A 17,440-nucleotide genomic window follows, 5' to 3' on the forward strand; every position below is an offset into this window, starting at 1 on the left:
GCTCACTTAGCAATTGCTTCCTGGATCGCCGCCCAGATGCGCGCCGGCGTTGCCGGCATGTCGATATGCCTGATGCCGAAGGCGCGATAGAGCGCATCCGTCGCCGCATTGAGGGCGGCAGGCGTCGCTCCGATCGTGCCTGCCTCGCCGGCGCCCTTGATGCCGAGCGCATTGGTGGTCGAGGGCACGTTGCGGGTCTCGAAATGGAAGAACGGCATATCGTCGGCGCGCGGCATGGCGTAGTCCATGAAGCTTGCCGTCAACAGCTGCCCGTCCTCGTCATAGACCGTGTTCTCGGTCAGCGCCTGGCCGATGCCCTGGACGACGCCGCCATGCACCTGGCCGGCCAGCAGGATCGGGTTCACGGTGACGCCGAAATCGTCGACGATCGTATAGCGGACAATCTCCGTCATGCCGGTGTCGGGATCGATCTCGACCTCGCAGATGTGAGTGCCGTTCGGATAGGTGCATTCGTCCTGAACGAATTCGCCAAAGCCCTTGAGATCGTCCCGGTTCTTGGCGGCCTTGGCGATGCTCGAAAAATCGATCATGCGGTCGGTGCCGACGATGCGGGCAACGCCGTTGGACAGTTCGATGTCGCCGGCCGAGGCTTCCAGCTCATCCGCGGCGACGCGCTTGATCTTGTTGGCCAGATCCTCGCCCGCGCGAGAAGCTGATACGCCGCCAAGGGGAATGGAGCGCGAGCCGCCGGTGCCGCCGCCGGCCTTCAACTCGTCGGTGTCGCCCTGGCGGACATGGATCTTGTTGATGTCGAGATGTAGCTTTTCCGAGAGGAACTGCGCATAGGCGGTCGCATGCCCCTGCCCGTTGGTCTGGGTGCCGATCTTCAGCGTCACGGTCCCGTCGCCGTTCAACTCGACAAAGGCCGGCTCAGAGCCCGGAAAGGCACAGGCCTCGATATAGGTCGCCATACCGATGCCGCGGATCTTTCCTTCAGCCTTCGACTGCGCCAGCCGCTCCGGGAACGCCTGCCATTCCGCCTCCTCGATGGCGCGGTTCATATGGCCTTCGAATTCGCCGGTGTCGTAGAGACGGCCGGTCTGCGTGCGGTAAGGGAACTGCTCAGGCTTGACGAAATTGCGCCGGCGAATCTCCTCGACGGGAAGGCCCAGATCGTGAGCGCAGGCGTCGACGAGCTTTTCCAGCAGGAATGCCGCTTCCGGGCGGCCGGCGCCGCGATAGGCGTCGACCGGGCAGGTGTTGGTGTAGAGGCCGGTCACCGAAACATCGAGCGCCTGGATGTCGTAGACGCCAGTCGACATGGTGACGCCGATATAGGGGATAAATGGGCCGTATTGCGAGACATAGGCGCCGATATTGGCGAGCAGATCGACCTTCATGCCGAGGAAGCGGCCGTCCTTGTCCATCGCCATCTCGGCGGTCACGACATTGTCGCGGCCTTGCGCATCGGTAAGGAAGTGCTCGGTGCGGTCGCCGGCCCATTTCACCGGGCGGCCAAGGCGCCTGGCGGCCTCAAGGACCAGCGGATGTTCGCGATAGACGAAGCTTTTCGGCCCGAAGCCGCCGCCGACATCCGGCGTGATGACGCGCAGCTGGTTCTTTTTGATCTTGAACACGTCGGCCAGGATGTACTGCATCGAATGCACACCCTGCGAGCCCGTGGTCAGCACGAAGCGGTTGTCTTTCGTGTTCCATTCGCCGATCGCCGAGCGCGGCTCAATGTAGTTGCAGACCAGCCGGTTGTTGATGAATTCGATGCGGGTGACATGCGCCGCCCTGGCGAATGCCACCGCGGTCTTCGCCTTGTCGCCGATGTGGTAGCTGAAGGCACGGTTGGAGCCGAGTTCCGGCCACACCAGCTGCGTGCCTTCGTCAAGCGCGGTGGCGGTGCCGGACGCGGCAACCTCGCCCTCGTAATCGACCTCGATCAGTTCGGCGGCGTCCTGCGCCAGTGTGCGGCTGTCGGCGACGACGAAGGCGACCGCGTCGCCGACATAATTGACCCGGTCGCGGCAAAGGACCGGAATATCGCGGGTCGGTGCCTTGGTGCCGTCCGGCTGCCTCTGCATGACGCCGGATTTCAGCTTGCCGAGATGAGCAATATCCGCACCGGTCAGCACCAGATGGACGCCAGGTGCCGCCTTGGCAGCCTCGGTCGAACCGATGGTGAAACTTGCCTTGGCCACCGGTGAGCGCAGAACGTAGCCGTGCAGAAGGCCGGCCGGCTGGATGTCGTCCGTGTAGCGACCGAGACCCTTGATGAAGGCCTGGTCCTCGCGACGCAGCACAGAGGCGCCCATGCCGAATTTCGGTGTGACGACGGTCAACGTATACCTCGCGATGATGATTGGAAAACGAGTGCCTGAAATAGGCGCTGCGCCAGTTTTGTCGAGTGACGGTTTCGTGTAAAGAGCGCGGGCTTCAAATTTCTTGGACCAGCGGACTCACCTGCCGCTGCGGGAATCGACAGGACACCCCACGGAATGCGCACGGACACCGGCCAGGTCTTCAGGCTCGAAGACTATCGCCCCACCGACTATCTCATACCGGAAACCAGCCTGACTTTCCGCCTGTCGCCAGAAGCCACGCGCGTCGTCGCCGTGCTGACGGTTGAACGCCGCGACGGCATCGCGGCGTCAGTGCCGCTGGTGCTGGACGGCGATGGCCTGACGCTCAGCCGCATCGCAATCGACGGCCGGACACTAGCGCCGGCAGATTTTTTTGCCACGCCCGATCAGCTGACGATCACTACGCCGCCCGCAGCACCCCGTTTCCAGCTCCTGATCGAAACCGAGCTGGCGCCGGCACACAACGAAGCCCTGATGGGCCTCTATCGCTCCAGCAACGTCTATTGCACGCAATGCGAGGCCGAGGGCTTTCGGCGCATCACCTATTTTCTCGACCGCCCCGATATCCTGTCCGTCTATACGGTGCGAATCGAGGCGCGGCAGCACGAGGCGCCACTGCTTCTTTCCAACGGCAACCCGAGGGGCAGCGGCGAACTTGCCGACGGCTGGCACTATGCGGTCTGGCACGACCCCTTCCCCAAGCCGTCCTATCTGTTCGCCCTGGTGGCGGGCGCTCTCGGCAAGGTCGCTGACAGCTTCGTCACATTGTCCGGCCGCAAGGTCGAACTCGGCATCTATGTCGAGCCGGGCAAGGAGCGGCTCGCCGGCTACGCCATGGACGCCCTGAAACGGTCGATGAAATGGGACGAGGAGGCGTTCGGCCGCGAATACGACCTCGATGTCTTCAACATCGTCGCCGTGTCCGACTTCAACATGGGCGCGATGGAGAACAAGGGCCTCAACATCTTCAACGACAAATATGTGCTGGCTGACCAGGAGACCGCAACTGACGCCGATTTCGCCAATATCGAGGCGATCATCGCGCATGAGTATTTCCACAATTGGACTGGCAACAGAATCACTTGCCGCGACTGGTTCCAGCTTTGCCTGAAGGAAGGGCTGACGGTTTTCCGCGATCACGAATTCTCCGCCGACCAACGCTCGCGAGCGGTGAAACGCATTGCCGAAGTGCGCACGCTGCGGGCGCATCAGTTTCCCGAAGACCAGGGACCGCTGGCGCATCCGGTGCGACCTCGCCGCTACCGCGAGATCAACAATTTCTACACGGCCACGGTCTACGAAAAGGGCTCGGAAGTTGTGCGCATGATCCGCACCATTCTCGGCAGCGAGACGTTCCGGGCCGGCATGGATCTCTATTTCAAGCGCCACGACGGCGAGGCTGCGACGATTGAGGACTTCATCAAGGTGTTCGAGGATGTGTCCGGCCGCGACCTCTCGCAATTTTCGCTCTGGTACCATCAGGCGGGCACCCCCAATCTGACGATCAGTTCGACGTACAATCCGGCAGCCCAGGAATTCATGCTCGAGATCGAGCAGTCGGTACCGCCAACGCCGTCCGAAAGCCGCAAGCGGCTGATGCATATTCCGCTGGCCTTTAGCCTGGTCGGCGCCGACGGCAAAGCGATAGCCTATAGCGGCGTCGAGGGCGCCAGCGTCGAGGACGGCGTCATCCATATCCGCAAGCGCCGGCACATGGTGCGCTTCTCGGGCGTTGGCGAGCGCCCGGCGATGTCGCTCAATCGCGGCTTCTCGGCGCCGGTGACGCTTTCCGTCGAGCAGAAGGCCGACGATCAGTTCTTCCTTGCCGGCCATGACAACGATACGTTCTCGCGCTGGCAGGCGTTCAACACGCTTTTGACCGAGGCGCTGATATCAGCCTTCCGCCAGGTCCTTGACGGCAAGCAGCCCGGTTTCGCATCACGGCTGACCGGGCTTGCCGGCAAAATAGCCGGCGACGAGACACTCGAACCGGCCTATCGGGCGCTGGCTCTGGCGCTTCCGGGCGAAGCCGATATCGCCCGCGACATCGGCAAGAACATCGATCCCGATGCCATTTTCCGGGCCCGCGAGCCGCTGACGGCCGCGATCGCCGAGGCCAACCGCGAGATATTCTCCGACCTCTACGATCGATTGGCCGACAAGGACGGTTTCAGTCCGGATGCGGCGAGCGCCGGGCGCCGGGCGCTGCGCAACACCTTGCTCGACTATCTCTCGCTGCTGCCGGGAGGTGCGGCGCTTGCGGCCCGGCACTTCCAGTCCGCGACCAACATGACGGACCGTGCCGCCGCACTGACCGTGCTTGCGCTCCGCCACCGCGGTTCGCCCGAGACGGTCAAGGCGCTGGCCGACTTCGAAGCGAAATATGCCACCGATCCGCTGGTGATGGACAAATGGTTCCAGATCCAGGCCAGCGTGCCGGGCCCGCAAACCATTCATGCGGTGCGCGCCCTCACCGGCCACCCGGCCTTCTCGATGGCCAATCCGAACCGGGTGCGCTCGCTCGTTGGCACGTTTTCCAGCGCCAACCAGACCGGCTTCCATCGCGCCGACGGCGAAGGCTACCGGTTTTTCGTCGAAACGGTCCTGCAGGTCGAAAAGCGCAACCCGCAGCTGGCCGCCAGGCTGGCGACGGCACTCAGATCATGGCGCTCGCTCGAACCTGCCCGGCGGGCCAAAGCAAGGGAAGCGCTGCTTTCGATTGCCAAAACCGAGAACCTGTCGACCGATTTGCGGGACATCGTCGAGCGCACGCTGGCGTAAGGTATGTCGATATTCAGGTGATGCCGGCCTGCGAACGGCGGTTTTCTGCGCTTCCGGTGCTCACGTACCCAAAAGTACGCTCCGCTCCTGTTCTCGGAATCCACCATTCTCGGCGCGACCTGACCTGAATCTCAACACACCTTTGAAGGTTGCCGCCCGGCATCGGGCGGAAAAGCCATTATTTTAGTCGATTTTTAATCTTTTTTCGCCGCGCCTATGGACAAGCCGAATCACCTTTGATTCTTTAGCTGAAGATTCGGAAGTGCGGCGTCGCCGGATCGTCAAGCAGATTTAAAATCGGGGAGAGCCATTTATGGCGAAGGCGGACGCGTGGGGCGCGCCCGGAGGGACGGGTTTTGAGCAGCGTGAGACGAGAAGCGATGGTCTCGCCGGCAACGCGCGGCTCATCGCCGAACCCGCCTACCGACGGCTTCTGGCAGCCGAGCCATTGTTGCGTCGATCGATACCGGCCCTCATCATCATTTTCCTGGTCGTCATCGCGGCGCTGCGGTTCCTGTCGCTGATGAACGAACGTGACGACGTGGAACGCGACGCCAAGGCGATCCTTTCGCTCGCGGCGGGCCAGCTCGCCAGTTCGATGAGCACCGATGCGAAGATGGCCTCAACGCCTGGCGCGACGCAGGACCTGTTGGAGGGCATCAGCCGTCAGGGCGCCATGGGCCGAAGCCACGTGCTTGCGGTCACCGATAGCGCGTTCAAGATCGTCGCCGTGACACCGCAATCGACGGGCTGGGAAGGGCGGTCGCTCGACGTCATCGCCCAGGGCGGTCAGCCGCTGTTCATGTTCGGCGACCGCGCCGGGGTGATGGAGGTAAGCATCGGCGGCCAGGACTGGTATGCCGCGGTGAGCCTGACAAATGCCAGGAACGGTGCTGCCGCAGCGCTCGTACCGCAGGAAGCGGTCTTCGACACGTGGCGCAAGACCGTTTCGCTCAACGTCACGCTGTTCGTGCTGACAGCCGGCGTGCTGATCGTCATCCTCTACGCCTATTTCGGCCAGGCGGCGCGCGCCCAGGCCGCCGACCGCATTTATCTCGAAGCGCACCAGCGCATCGATATGGCGCTGGTGCGCGGCCGCTGCGGCCTGTGGGACTGGGACATGGTGCGCGGCAAGATGTACTGGTCGCGCTCGATGTACGACATGCTGGGCTATGAGCCCTGCGACACAATGCTGTCGTTCGGCGAGGTCGACGAGATCATCCATCCCGAGGACGGCGACCTGTTCCAGCTCGCCAACAGGATCGTCGCACGCGAGATCGATCACATCGACCAGGTGTTCCGGATGCGCCATGCCGATGGACAATGGGTGTGGATGCGCGCAAGGGCGCAGGTGATCGACCCGGAAGCGCCGGAGATCCAGCTGATCGGCATCGCCGTTGATGTCACCGAGCAGCGGCACCTGGCGCTACGCTCCGAGGCCGCGGATCTTCGCCTGCGAACGGCCATCGAAAACATCAACGAATCCTTCGTGCTCTGGGATTCCGCCCAGCGCCTGATCATGTGCAATTCCAAATACCAGCAGGACAACGGCCTGTCGGACCGCGACGTGATGCCGGGCGCCTCGCGCGCCGTTCTGGAAGATCGCATGCTTGCCTTCGCCTCAGAGCGCCGGCTTGCCAACACCAACGGGCAGCAAGGCGGCGTAACCTTCGAGCGGCAGCTTGCCGATGGCCGCTGGCTGCAGGTGAACGAATTGCGGACCAGGGACGGCGGCACCGTCTCGGTCGGCTCCGACATCACCCAGATCAAGCTGCACCAGGAGAAGCTGGTCGACAGCGAGCGCCGGCTGATGGCGACGATCCACGATCTCAGCCTTGCGCGCCGGGCTGAGGAAGAGCGGTCGCGCGAACTGGTCGAGCTCAATCACAAATACATGAAGGAAACCGAGCGCGCCGAGGCCGCGAACCGGGCCAAATCCGAGTTCCTGGCCAACATGTCGCATGAATTGCGCACGCCGCTCAACGCGATCATCGGCTTCTCGGAGCTGATGGAACAGGCGCTGTTCGGGCCGTTGGGTTCGCCGCGCTACGAGGAATACGCTACCGACATCAACGGCAGCGGCAAATATCTTCTGGGCGTCATCAACGACATCCTCGACATGTCGAAGATCGAGGCCGGCCAGTTCTCGATGGATCAGGAGGAAATCGACCTCTGCCCGCTGATGCGGGAAACGGTGCGCGTCATCTCGCTGCAGGCAGCGGAAAAGTCGATCACCGTCGAAACACGCATCCCCGATTCGCTGACGCTGTTCGCCGACCGCCGGGCGATCAAGCAGATCATCATCAACCTGCTGTCGAACGCGGTGAAATTCACCGGCCAGGGCGGCCGCATCGCGGTAAGGGCCCGCAACACGTCCAGCGCTCTGGTCCTGACGATCGAAGACAATGGCTGCGGCATCCCGAAGGAGGCGCTGAGCAAGCTCGGGCGGCCGTTCGAACAGGTGCAGAACCAGTTTTCCAAGAGCCATGCCGGTTCCGGCCTTGGCCTTGCCATCTCACGCTCGTTGGCCGAACTTCAGGGCGGCGCCTTGAAAATCCGCTCCACCGAAGGCACCGGCACGATCGTGTCGGTGCGCATTCCGATCAAGAAGCCGACGCAGCCGGTCAGGGCCGCCGCCTGACCTCTGTTGTCGTGAAGCGGTTGCAACTCTCGGAAACGCCGTGGGGCAGCGCCCCCGATGCAATTCAAAGCAGCCGTTTGGTGTTGCGACGTCATGACCGTTTCGCACGAAGCAAAAGGTCGAAATCCTTTCTGACCTTTTGCGACGTCTCCTTGAGGTGCGCTTCCAGCACAGCGAAATCCGGCAGGTCGGTGACCGCCAGAAGCAGATCCAAAAGCCCCGGCGGAACATCGTCGCGTTCGAACACCCCGGTGAGGCAGAGCCGAGTCATCTGGGTCAGCGCCAGATAAAGCGCATAGGCATCGCAAAGCTCCTGCCTGACCTGGGCCTCGGCGAAATCCGGCGCCAGCCTCGACAGGGCTTCCGCTGTCCCGGTGACCCGGCGGCCGGCTTCGAGCTTTCCCGTGATCACCGCCACCTGCGCGATGAATTCGAGGTCGATGAGACCGCCCGGGATCAGCTTGATGTCCCAGAGATCGCGCGACGGCTTCTCCTTCTCGATCATCGCGCGCATCTCGGCCGCCTCGGCCATCACCTTGGCGCTGTCGCGCGGCAGGGCAAGCACCGCCGCCACCTCGGCCTCGACCTCGGTGCACAGCGCCTGATCGCCACCGATCGCGCGGGCCCTGGACAGCGCCATATGCTCCCACGTCCAGGCGTCCTTGCGCTGATACTTCTTGAAGGCATCGACATGGGTGGCCACCGGCCCCTTGTTGCCGGACGGCCGCAAGCGAAGGTCGAGCTCGTAGAGAACGCCCTCGGCGGTCGGCGCGGACACGGCTGATATCAGCCGCTGCGTCATCCTGGAGTAATAGTGGGATGGGGGGAGCGGCTTGTCGCCGTCGGATTCTTCGGCATCCGCATCGTGATCATAAAGCAGGATGAGGTCGACGTCTGAGCCGGCCGTCAGTTCGCGGCTGCCGAGCTTGCCCATGCCGAGCAGCGCAACGGTGCCGCCGGCGATGCGACCGTGACGCAGCGCGAACTCGGCGATGACCGCCCGCAGCGCCGCGTCGATGGTGAGATCGGCCAGATCGGAAAAGGCACGGCCGGCGCGGGCCGGGTCAATCGAGCCGGCAAGCAGCCTGACACCGATCAGGAATTTCTGCTCGGACGCAAAGATGCGCAAGCGGTCGAGCACGTCCTCATAGGCCCTGTCGCCCTCGAGGAAGGCGGCGAGACGGCCGGACAGATAGGCGCGATCCGGCAGCTCGGTCAAAAGGGCCGGATCCAACAGGCCATCGAACACGTGCGGCCGGCGCGTGATGATAGCGGCCAGCCGTGGGGCCGCGCCCATGATCGTCGCCAGCAGCTTCAGCAGAGCCGGATTGGACTGGAGCAGCGAGAAGAGCTGGATGCCGGCGGGCAGGCCGGCAAGGAATTCGTCGAAGCGTATCAACGCCTCGTCCGCCCGGCGCGTCTGACCGAAGGATTGCAGCAGCGCCGGCGTCAGTTCGGTCAACCGCTCGCGCGCCTCGGCCGACTGGGTGACGCGATAGCGGCCGAAGTGCCAGCCGCGGATGACGCGGCAGATGTCGCTCGCCCGCTGGAACCCCAATCTCTGCAGGGTCTGCAACGTATCGGGGTCATCGACATCGCCGGTAAAGACCAGATTGCCGATGCCCGCCGAAAGCTCGGGCGCAGTTTCGAAGAGTGCTGCGTAGTGGCGTTCGACCTGGTGGAGTGCGGCGCGGAACGCCTCGGCAAAGGCCGCCGCATCGGCAAAGCCCAGAATGCGGGCAATGCGTTCGAGCTCTTCGTCATCCTCCGGCAGTACATGGATCTGCTCATCGGCGACCATCTGGAGAGCATGCTCGACGCGGCGCAGGAACCAGTATTGCCGGGCGAGCGCGTCGCGCGCATCGGCCGTGATCCAGCCGCGTGCCGCAAGCTGGCCAAGCATCGGCACGGTCACGCGGCCGCGCAGCTCGGGGAAGCGGCCGCCGGCGATGAGCTGCTGGGTCTGGACGAAAAATTCGATCTCGCGAATGCCGCCGCGGCCGAGCTTGACGTTGTGGCCCTTCACCGCGATCTCACCAAGACCCTTGTGGGCGTGGATCTGGCGCTTGATCGAATGGACGTCGGCGATCGCCGCATAGTCCATGTATTTGCGCCAGATGTAGGGCTGGAGATCCTTCAGGAACGCAGCACCGGCGGCGAGATCGCCGGCCACCGGACGCGCCTTGATCATGGCGGCGCGCTCCCAGTTCTGGCCGCGCGCCTCGTAGTAGCGCAGTGCCGCCTCGACCGGGATCGCCAGCGGCGTAGAACCGGGATCGGGACGAAGCCTGAGGTCGGTGCGGAAAACATAGCCGTGTTCGGTGCGATCCTGGAGAATGCGGACCAGCCGGCGCGTCAGGCGCGAAAACAGCTCCGTCGCATCGAGCGGGTCGACGACGGCAGACGCCTGCGGGTCGAAGAAAACGACGAGGTCGATGTCGGAGGAGAAGTTCAGCTCATGGGCGCCCAGCTTGCCCATGCCGAGCAGGATCCAGCCCGACCGGCGCGCCGGATCCTCGAGGTCCGGCAGTTTGAGCTTGCCTTGTCCGTGCGCGTCGCGAAGCAGGAAGTCGACGGCAGCGCGGGTGCAGGCGTCGGCAAGATCGCTCAGCCGCTGTACTGTGACTGCTGTTTCAGCCTCGCCTGCAAGGTCGGCCAGCGCGATCAGGACATGCGCTTCCGCTTTCCATTGCCGCAGCTCCATCATCAGGCTGTTTTCGGAGATGGCTTCCGCCCGCGCAGCCTTGTCGATGGAGGCGCCGATCGACGCCAGCCGGGCCACGACGGTCTCATCGAAAAGCGCATCCACGATCTGCGGGCGGCGGCGTACTGTGTCGCGGAGAAATGGCGACAGGTCGAACACTGCGGCGAGGAAATCCTGGACGGCGCCCTTGCCGGTGAGAAATTTCGCGAGCCGGGCAAGCCCGTCTTCCTGCGCAGCGGAAGCGATTTCCGACAATTCCCGCCTGGCGCGGTTCCGATCCAGGGGGATGAGCTTTGTCGCCGGATTCAGAAGCCAGTTGGTCTGTTCCGCAGCCGCCCTCACCGCCATCAGCGATCCTCCCGTTCGGGAAAACTCATGACGACGGACAATCCGGGATCGGCGGGCAGAAGATCAAGCCGTCCGTTGTGGAATGTCATGATTGCGTTGGCAAGGCTGAGGCCCAGACCGGAGCCCGGCTGCGAGCGGCTCTTCTCCAGGCGCACGAAACGCTCGGTCGCCCTGGCGCGATCGGCATCGTCGGGAATGCCCTGGCCGTTGTCTGTGACGGAAAGCCTGATTTCGCTACCGACGCGATCGAGCGTTACGCGGACGATCGGCTTGGATGTCGAATCGGTCGAATATTTGATCGCGTTGTCGACGATGTTCGATAGCGCCTGGCCGATCAGCTCGCGATTGCCTTCAACGGCGAAGGCATCCTGCACCGAGGTCTCGAGTGTCACTCCCACCTCCTCCGCCACCGGCTCGTAGAGCTCGACGACATCGCGCACGGACGCAGCCAGATCGACCCGGCTGGTGCTTTCTGAGGAATAGCCCGCCTCCAGCCTGGAGATCATCAGGATGGCGTTGAAGGTCTTTATCAGCTGGTCGGACTCGGCGATCGTCGCTTCCAGCGCCTGGCGGTAGTCGGTAGCGCTGTGCTTGCCGGAAAGCGTCGCTTCGGCACGGTTGCGCAGCCTGGTCAGCGGTGTCTTCAGATCATGGGCGATGTTGTCGGAGACCTGCTTTAGCCCTTCATTCAGCGTGGCGATCCTGGCCAGCATGGAATTGAGATTTTCGGAAAGCCGATCGAACTCGTCGCCGGCGCCGGTGACCGGTAGCCGGCCGGAAAGGTCGCCGCCCATGATGCGGCGACTGGCCTCCGACACCGAGTCGATGCGCTTCAGCGCCGCGCGGCCGACGAAGAACCAGATCAGGAACCCGCCGAGCGCCATCATGCCGAGCGCCAGCATCAAAGCGCGGCGGATGACGGCGCGGAACCGCTCCGGCTCGCCAAGGTCGCGGCCGACGAGCATGATCATCTGGTTCGGCAGGCGCAGCACCAAGGCAATGGCGTTGTGGCCCTTCTCGCCTTCGACCTGGACTTCGCTCTGGCTGGGTTCGTTCGGGTCGGCGACCGGGTTGCGCTGCCGCTCGAGCTCGCCCTCGCCGAAGCGTCGGTAGGAAAACGGCGCCGTCGTCCAGCCCTCGGCCTCGAGAACGCCGGGCTCCAGGCTCTGCACGTTTCCGGTTAGGATCTGGCCGTTGGTGTCGGCGATCAAATAGAGATTGGCGCCGGGCTGGCGGGAGCGCTGCTCGACCACGCGGACCAGCAGCGGCAAGCCGCCGCGCTGGTAGGCCCGGGCGAGGCCGAGCACTTCGTCGTTGATAGTCTCCTGCGTCTGGCCGGTCAGCATGCGTGCCGACAGCGAGGTCATGTAGAAGACGAGCAGCACCGCACAGATGGCGAACAGCAGGAGATAGAGCGCCGAAAGCCGCGCTGCCGTCGTCTTCATGATGGCCGGCATGGAGAGAGCCATGCTACCCGCTCTTGAGCATATAGCCGGCGCCACGAACCGTGTGCAGGATCGGCTTGTCGAAGCCCTTCTCGATCTTGCCGCGCAGCCGCGAGACGTGAACGTCGATGACGTTGGTCTGCGGATCGAAATGGTAGTCCCAGACATTTTCCAGCAGCATGGTGCGCGTCACCACCTGGCCTGCATGGCGCATCAGATATTCAAGCAGGCGGAACTCGCGCGGCTGCAGCGTGATCTCGCGCGCCGCGCGCCGCACCGAATGAGAGAGCCTGTCGAGTTCGAGATCGCCGACCCGGTAGACGGTTTCGGCTTCCTTGGCGCTGGCGCGGCGGTTCAGCACCTCGACCCGGGCCAGAAGCTCGGAAAAGGCATAGGGCTTGGTCAGATAGTCGTCGCCGCCGGCGCGCAAGCCGGTGACCCGGTCGTCGACTTCGCCGAGCGCCGACAGGATCAGCACCGGCGTTGTATTGCCTCTGGATCTCAGACCGGCGATGACCGACAGGCCGTCGCGGCGCGGCAACATGCGGTCGACGACCATCACGTCATAGTCGCCGGAGTCAGCGAGCGCGAAGCCGGTTTCGCCGTCGCCGGCGACATGGGCGGTGTGGCCGGCCTCGGTAAAGGCTTTCTGGAGGTAATCGGCCGCCTCGCGATCGTCTTCTATGACGAGAATCTTCATGGGACCGTTATACGCGATTTCGCTGGAAGATTGAGTGGCCGGCATATGCATCGTGGCCTTCACCAGGGCGTATCGCGAACAAATTTGATTCAAGGATACGCAGTAAGTCTTTGTTTTGAAATGTCGTTGCCCCAGAGCCATCGGCACCCTCGGATCAAGCCCGAGGCTCATCCCAAAACCGCTTCACACTTCTGGGCGAGATGCTCTGTTGTTCGAGCATATCGTCATGCGCTGTTCGAGCGGCAGCGGGCGATGGGAGCCCGCTGCCGCTGGGGCGGAACACGATGACTGACTAACGCATTCAAGCCCCGTGCTTTCCCCATGCGACGGCTCGGGGTGTTTGAAACCGCCGCACCGGAAAAGTCTGGAACGTCAGCCCTTGGCGACAGGCAGCGCGACGAAGCGGTTGCTGTCGTCGCGGGTGATCTGCATCAGCACCGCCTTGCGGCCCGATTTCACCGCATCGGCCATGGCCTCGGCGACGTCGTCGGTGCCATTGACCTCCGTCGAATTGACCGAGGTGATGACGTCGCCGGGCTGGATGCCGCGATCGGCGGCATCGCTATCGGGATCGACATCGGTCACCACAAGCCCTTTGCCCTCATCGGACCTGGTGACGGTGAGGCCGAGATCGGCCAGCGTATCGGCCTTTGGCGGAGCGGAAGGCTGCTGGTCGGCCGAAGCCTGCTTGTCGCTCAAAGGCAGCGTGCCGAGGTCAACCTTGACGGTCTCACTCTTGCCGTCACGCCACAGCGTGACGTCGACCGGCTTGCCGGGCTGGTAGGCGCCGATCAGACGAGCGAGTTCCTTCGGCGAAGCGACGTCCTTGCCGTCCACCTGAGTGATGACGTCACCAGCTGATATGCCGGCCTTCTTGCCGGGACCATCGTCTTGGGCGCTGGAAACGAGCGCGCCCTTATCGGACTTCAGCCCGAGCGATTCGGCGATTTCGGAGGTGACCGGCTGGATCTCGACGCCAAGCCAGCCGCGCTGGACGGTGCCGTCCTTCATCAGATCCTGCACGACCTGTTTGGCGGTCGAGGCGGGAATGTCGAAGGCAATGCCGACGCTGCCGCCGGACGGCGAGAAGATCGCGGTGTTGATGCCGACGACCTGGCCGTTGAGGTTGAAGGTCGGGCCGCCCGAATTGCCGCGGTTCACCGAGGCATCGATCTGGATGAAGTCATCATAGGGACCGGCGCCGATATCGCGGCCACGGGCCGAGACGATACCGGCGGTGACCGTGCCGCCGAGGCCGAACGGATTGCCGACGGCCACGACCCAGTCGCCGACGCGAACCTTTGAATCATCGGCGAAGTCGACATAGGTGAACTTGCCGTCGCCTTCGACCTTGAGCACCGCGAGGTCGGTGCGCGGATCCGTGCCGACCAGCTTGGCGTCGAGTTCCTTGCCGTCATGCATCACCACAGTGAAGGACGAGCCGTCTCCGACGACATGGTTGTTGGTGACGAGGTAGCCATCCTCGGAGATGAAGAAACCGGACCCTTGGGCGACCGGCCGCGGCTGGCGGTCACGGCGTCCGAAACGCCGCATTCCATCCCGGCCATCCTGATCGCCAAAACCACGGAACTCCCTGAAGAAGCGGCGCAATTGCGGATCATCGGGAAGATTGCCGAAAGCGTCCGGCAGGTCGGAGCCGTCGTCGGCGGTCGATTCTATCTTGGCTTTGACACGGACACTGACGACCGCCGGCGAAACGCGCTCGACCACATCGGCGAAGCTGGGGACCTGCGGCGCCTCGACACGCACGGCCTCGGCCAGGACCGGGGCTGTCCCGGTGGCAACCGCGCCGAAGCCGATTGCGCCGGCGATGGCCACTGAAGCGGCGGCAGCCATCAGGCGTTTGCGGGTGCGGGGATATGAATTGGGGGCAATATTCATGGGTCTCGTATCCTCTTTCAAGGGATGCGCTTCGGTCGGCATCCTCGGGCAAGAGAAATAGGGGCGCGCACATTACGGCGCCATTTCCGGTGCATGAAACTTTTGTAATGTTTGCGGGCGGCGGCCGCCATCAGTCCCGGTGCAAAATAGTGTCCAGCTCTGCCTGTTCCTCGGCGGTCAAAGTATTGGTTGCCGTCGAACGGCGCGACCGGGCAGTCAGCACGATGAAAATCCCACCGACAAGCAGCAGAAACACCGGCGTACCCCACAACAGCGCATTGCGCAGGCTGAAGCGCGGCTTCAACAGCACGAACTCGCCGTAGCGGGAAACGATATAGTCGATCACCTGCCGGTCGGTGTCGCCGGCGACGAGGCGCTGGCGAACCAGCACGCGCAGGTCGCGGGCAAGATCGGCATCGGATTCGTCGATCGACTGGTTCTGGCAAACCATGCAGCGCAGCTGCTCCGAAAGCGTCCGGGCCCGCGCCTCGAGCGCCGGGTCGGCCAGAACCTCGTCGGGCTTCACCGCAAGTGCGGCGCCGGCAAACAACAACGTCAGCAGCAGAATCAGCGAGGCCAGCGAAAATCTTGCGCTCATGGCAGGCTCGCGGAAGGCACGGCGCCTGCCGACTTGCGGCGGCGCGACGGTGCCCCGACGCGCAGCCGCCGGTCCATGAGCGACATCGCAGCACCTGCCATCATGACAAGGGCGCCGCCCCAGATCAGCGTCACCAGAGGCTTCCACCACAGCCGCACCACGACGGAGCCGTCGGTCGCCACGTCGCCAAGCGAGAGGTAGAGCTGGCTGAACCCGATCGTCTTGATACCGGACTCGGTCGTCGTCATCTGCCGGACGGGATAGGAGCGCTTGGACGAGGTGATTGCAGCGGCAGTGCGTCCATCGGCGCCGAACAGGGCGAAGCGGCCGCGATCCTCGCTATAGTTGGGCCCGTGGGCCGGATAGAGCCCTTCGAAACGCAGCGTGTGGCCGGACAGTTGCACGGTCTCGCCTGCACGCATCGACAAGATCTTCTCGGTGCCGAAGCAAAGCGTGCCGACGATGCCCAGCGTCGTCAGCCCGAGGCCGAGATGGGCGAGCGCGGTGCCGAAGACCGAACGCGGCAGGCCGGCGAAGCGCCTGAGCATGGTGCTGGGCGCCACAGCGCCAAAGCCGGACTTGACGGCAATATCGGTGAGCGCGCCGCAGATCAGCCAGACGGCCAGGCCGACGCCAAGTGCTGCGAACACCGACGCGCCATCGATGAACAAGGCCGTCACCAGCACGGCCAGAAGCGCTGCGGCGAAGGCCGCCATCAGCCGCTGGGCGACAGCGAAAATGTCGCCGCGCTTCCAGGCCAGCAGCGGCCCGAACGGGACCACGACGAGAAGCGGCACCATCAGCGGGCCGAACGTCATGTTAAAGAACGGCGCGCCGACCGAAATTTTGTCGGCTGAAACGGCCTCGACGGCCAGCGGATATAGCGTGCCGATCAGCACGGTGGCGGTGGCCGTGGTCAGGAACAGATTGTTGAGGACCAGCGCCCCCTCGCGCGAGATCGGATGAAACAGGCCGCCGGCCGTCAACCTCGAGGCGCGAAAGGCGAACAACGCCAGTGATCCGCCGATGAACAGTGTCAAGATACAGAGAATGAACACGCCGCGCGTCGGATCTGTGGCGAAGGCGTGGACGGAAGTGAGCACGCCGGAGCGCACCAGGAAGGTGCCGAGCAGCGACAGCGAGAAGGTCAGGATCGCCAGCAACAGCGTCCAGATCTTCAAGGCCGAGCGCTTTTCCATGACGATCGCCGAATGGAGCAGCGCGGTGCCGGCCAGCCAAGGCATGAAGGAGGCGTTCTCGACCGGATCCCAGAACCAGAAACCGCCCCAGCCAAGCTCGTAATAGGCCCAGTAGGAACCCATGGCGATGCCGCCGGTCAGGAACATCCAGGCGACCAGCGTCCATGGCCGCACCCAGCGCGCCCAGGACGCGTCGATGCGGCCTTCGATGAGGGCGGCGACCGAGAAGGAAAAGCAGATCGAGAAGCCGACATAGCCGAGATAGAGCAGCGGCGGATGGATGGCGAGGCCGAGATCCTGCAGGATCGGGTTGAGATCGCGGCCCTCGATCGGCGCCGGATTGAGCCTGGCGAACGGGTTGGACGTCGCCAGGATGAACAGGAAAAAGGTGGCGCCGATCGCGCCTTGCACGGCCAGCACATTGGCTCGAAGGGTCGCGGGAAGATTGCTGCCGAAAGCAGCGACGAGCGCGCCGAAGAAGGTCAGGATCAACACCCAGAGCAGCATCGAGCCCTCGTGATTGCCCCAAGTGCCGGTGATCTTGTAGATCAGCGGCTGCAGCGAATGCGAGTTGTCCCAGACGTTGGCCACCGAAAAGTCGGACGTTGCATAGGCTATCGCCAGCGCCGCGAAGGAGAGAGCGGTCAAGGCAAAGCCGGTCACTGCGACCGGACCGCCGACGGCCATCAACTTCTGGTTGTTGATACGCGCGCCGAACAGCGGCACCAGCGCCTGCACCAAAGACAGCGCGAACGCCAGGACCAGCGCGAAATGTCCGGTTTCAACCAAGGC

At 63.8% G+C, this 17,440-nt stretch carries 9 protein-coding genes; 2 read left to right on the forward strand and 7 right to left on the reverse strand.

All coding sequences use genetic code 11. The annotated features are described in order from the left end of the window. Nucleotides 1-2: 2 nt before the first annotated feature. Complete coding sequence (locus AC0NIE_RS26640) at nucleotides 3-2,309, reverse strand: xanthine dehydrogenase family protein molybdopterin-binding subunit (RefSeq protein WP_473489726.1); 2,307 nt, start codon at nucleotides 2,307-2,309, stop codon at nucleotides 3-5. Nucleotides 2,310-2,465: 156 nt separating this feature from the next. Here AC0NIE_RS26640 and pepN point away from each other — a divergent pair, with 156 nt between their 5' ends. Both pepN and AC0NIE_RS26650 read left to right on the forward strand, forming a co-directional pair. Then, on the forward strand, nucleotides 2,466-5,111 hold the full coding sequence (gene pepN / locus AC0NIE_RS26645; protein ID WP_473489725.1) for an aminopeptidase N: 2,646 nt from the start codon (nucleotides 2,466-2,468) through the stop codon (nucleotides 5,109-5,111). A gap of 313 nt (nucleotides 5,112-5,424) precedes the next feature. Then, nucleotides 5,425-7,752, forward strand: coding sequence for a PAS domain-containing sensor histidine kinase (locus AC0NIE_RS26650; RefSeq protein ID WP_473489724.1), 2,328 nt, complete (start codon nucleotides 5,425-5,427; stop codon nucleotides 7,750-7,752). Nucleotides 7,753-7,843: 91 nt separating this feature from the next. Here the strand turns inward: AC0NIE_RS26650 and AC0NIE_RS26655 are convergent, their stop codons facing one another. From AC0NIE_RS26655 to AC0NIE_RS26680, 6 genes are all read right to left on the reverse strand, one after another. Further along, nucleotides 7,844-10,804: a bifunctional [glutamine synthetase] adenylyltransferase/[glutamine synthetase]-adenylyl-L-tyrosine phosphorylase gene (locus AC0NIE_RS26655; protein ID WP_473489723.1), complete on the reverse strand. Its 2,961-nt coding sequence runs from the start codon at nucleotides 10,802-10,804 to the stop codon at nucleotides 7,844-7,846. Continuing rightward, nucleotides 10,804-12,273: a sensor histidine kinase gene (locus AC0NIE_RS26660; RefSeq protein ID WP_473489722.1), complete on the reverse strand. Its 1,470-nt coding sequence runs from the start codon at nucleotides 12,271-12,273 to the stop codon at nucleotides 10,804-10,806. The genes AC0NIE_RS26655 and AC0NIE_RS26660 overlap by 1 nt, the downstream gene beginning before the upstream one ends. 1 nt (nucleotide 12,274) lies before the next feature. Further along, entirely contained in the window at nucleotides 12,275-12,949 is a 675-nt protein-coding gene (locus AC0NIE_RS26665; RefSeq protein ID WP_123149880.1) for a response regulator transcription factor, read from the reverse strand. Between the two features lie 372 nt (nucleotides 12,950-13,321). After that, on the reverse strand, nucleotides 13,322-14,851 hold the full coding sequence (locus tag AC0NIE_RS26670; protein WP_473489721.1) for a Do family serine endopeptidase: 1,530 nt from the start codon (nucleotides 14,849-14,851) through the stop codon (nucleotides 13,322-13,324). A gap of 130 nt (nucleotides 14,852-14,981) precedes the next feature. Next, complete coding sequence (locus AC0NIE_RS26675; protein WP_473489720.1) at nucleotides 14,982-15,449, reverse strand: cytochrome c-type biogenesis protein; 468 nt, start codon at nucleotides 15,447-15,449, stop codon at nucleotides 14,982-14,984. Further along, nucleotides 15,446-17,437, reverse strand: a complete 1,992-nt coding sequence (locus AC0NIE_RS26680) for a heme lyase CcmF/NrfE family subunit (protein ID WP_473489719.1) — start codon at nucleotides 17,435-17,437, stop codon at nucleotides 15,446-15,448. The genes AC0NIE_RS26675 and AC0NIE_RS26680 overlap by 4 nt, the downstream gene beginning before the upstream one ends. Between the last annotated feature and the right edge of the window lie 3 nt (nucleotides 17,438-17,440).

Source organism: Mesorhizobium sp. WSM4842, assembly GCF_055901575.1.

Coding starts and splice junctions, on each gene's coding strand:
- pepN (WP_473489725.1), top strand. CDS start 2,466: ATGCGCACGGACACCGGCCAGGTCTTCAGGCTCGAAGACTATCGCCCC.
- AC0NIE_RS26660 (WP_473489722.1), bottom strand. CDS start 12,273: ATGGCTCTCTCCATGCCGGCCATCATGAAGACGACGGCAGCGCGGCTT.
- AC0NIE_RS26655 (WP_473489723.1), bottom strand. CDS start 10,804: ATGGCGGTGAGGGCGGCTGCGGAACAGACCAACTGGCTTCTGAATCCG.
- AC0NIE_RS26670 (WP_473489721.1), bottom strand. CDS start 14,851: ATGAATATTGCCCCCAATTCATATCCCCGCACCCGCAAACGCCTGATG.
- AC0NIE_RS26665 (WP_123149880.1), bottom strand. CDS start 12,949: ATGAAGATTCTCGTCATAGAAGACGATCGCGAGGCGGCCGATTACCTC.
- AC0NIE_RS26675 (WP_473489720.1), bottom strand. CDS start 15,449: ATGAGCGCAAGATTTTCGCTGGCCTCGCTGATTCTGCTGCTGACGTTG.
- AC0NIE_RS26650 (WP_473489724.1), top strand. CDS start 5,425: ATGGCGAAGGCGGACGCGTGGGGCGCGCCCGGAGGGACGGGTTTTGAG.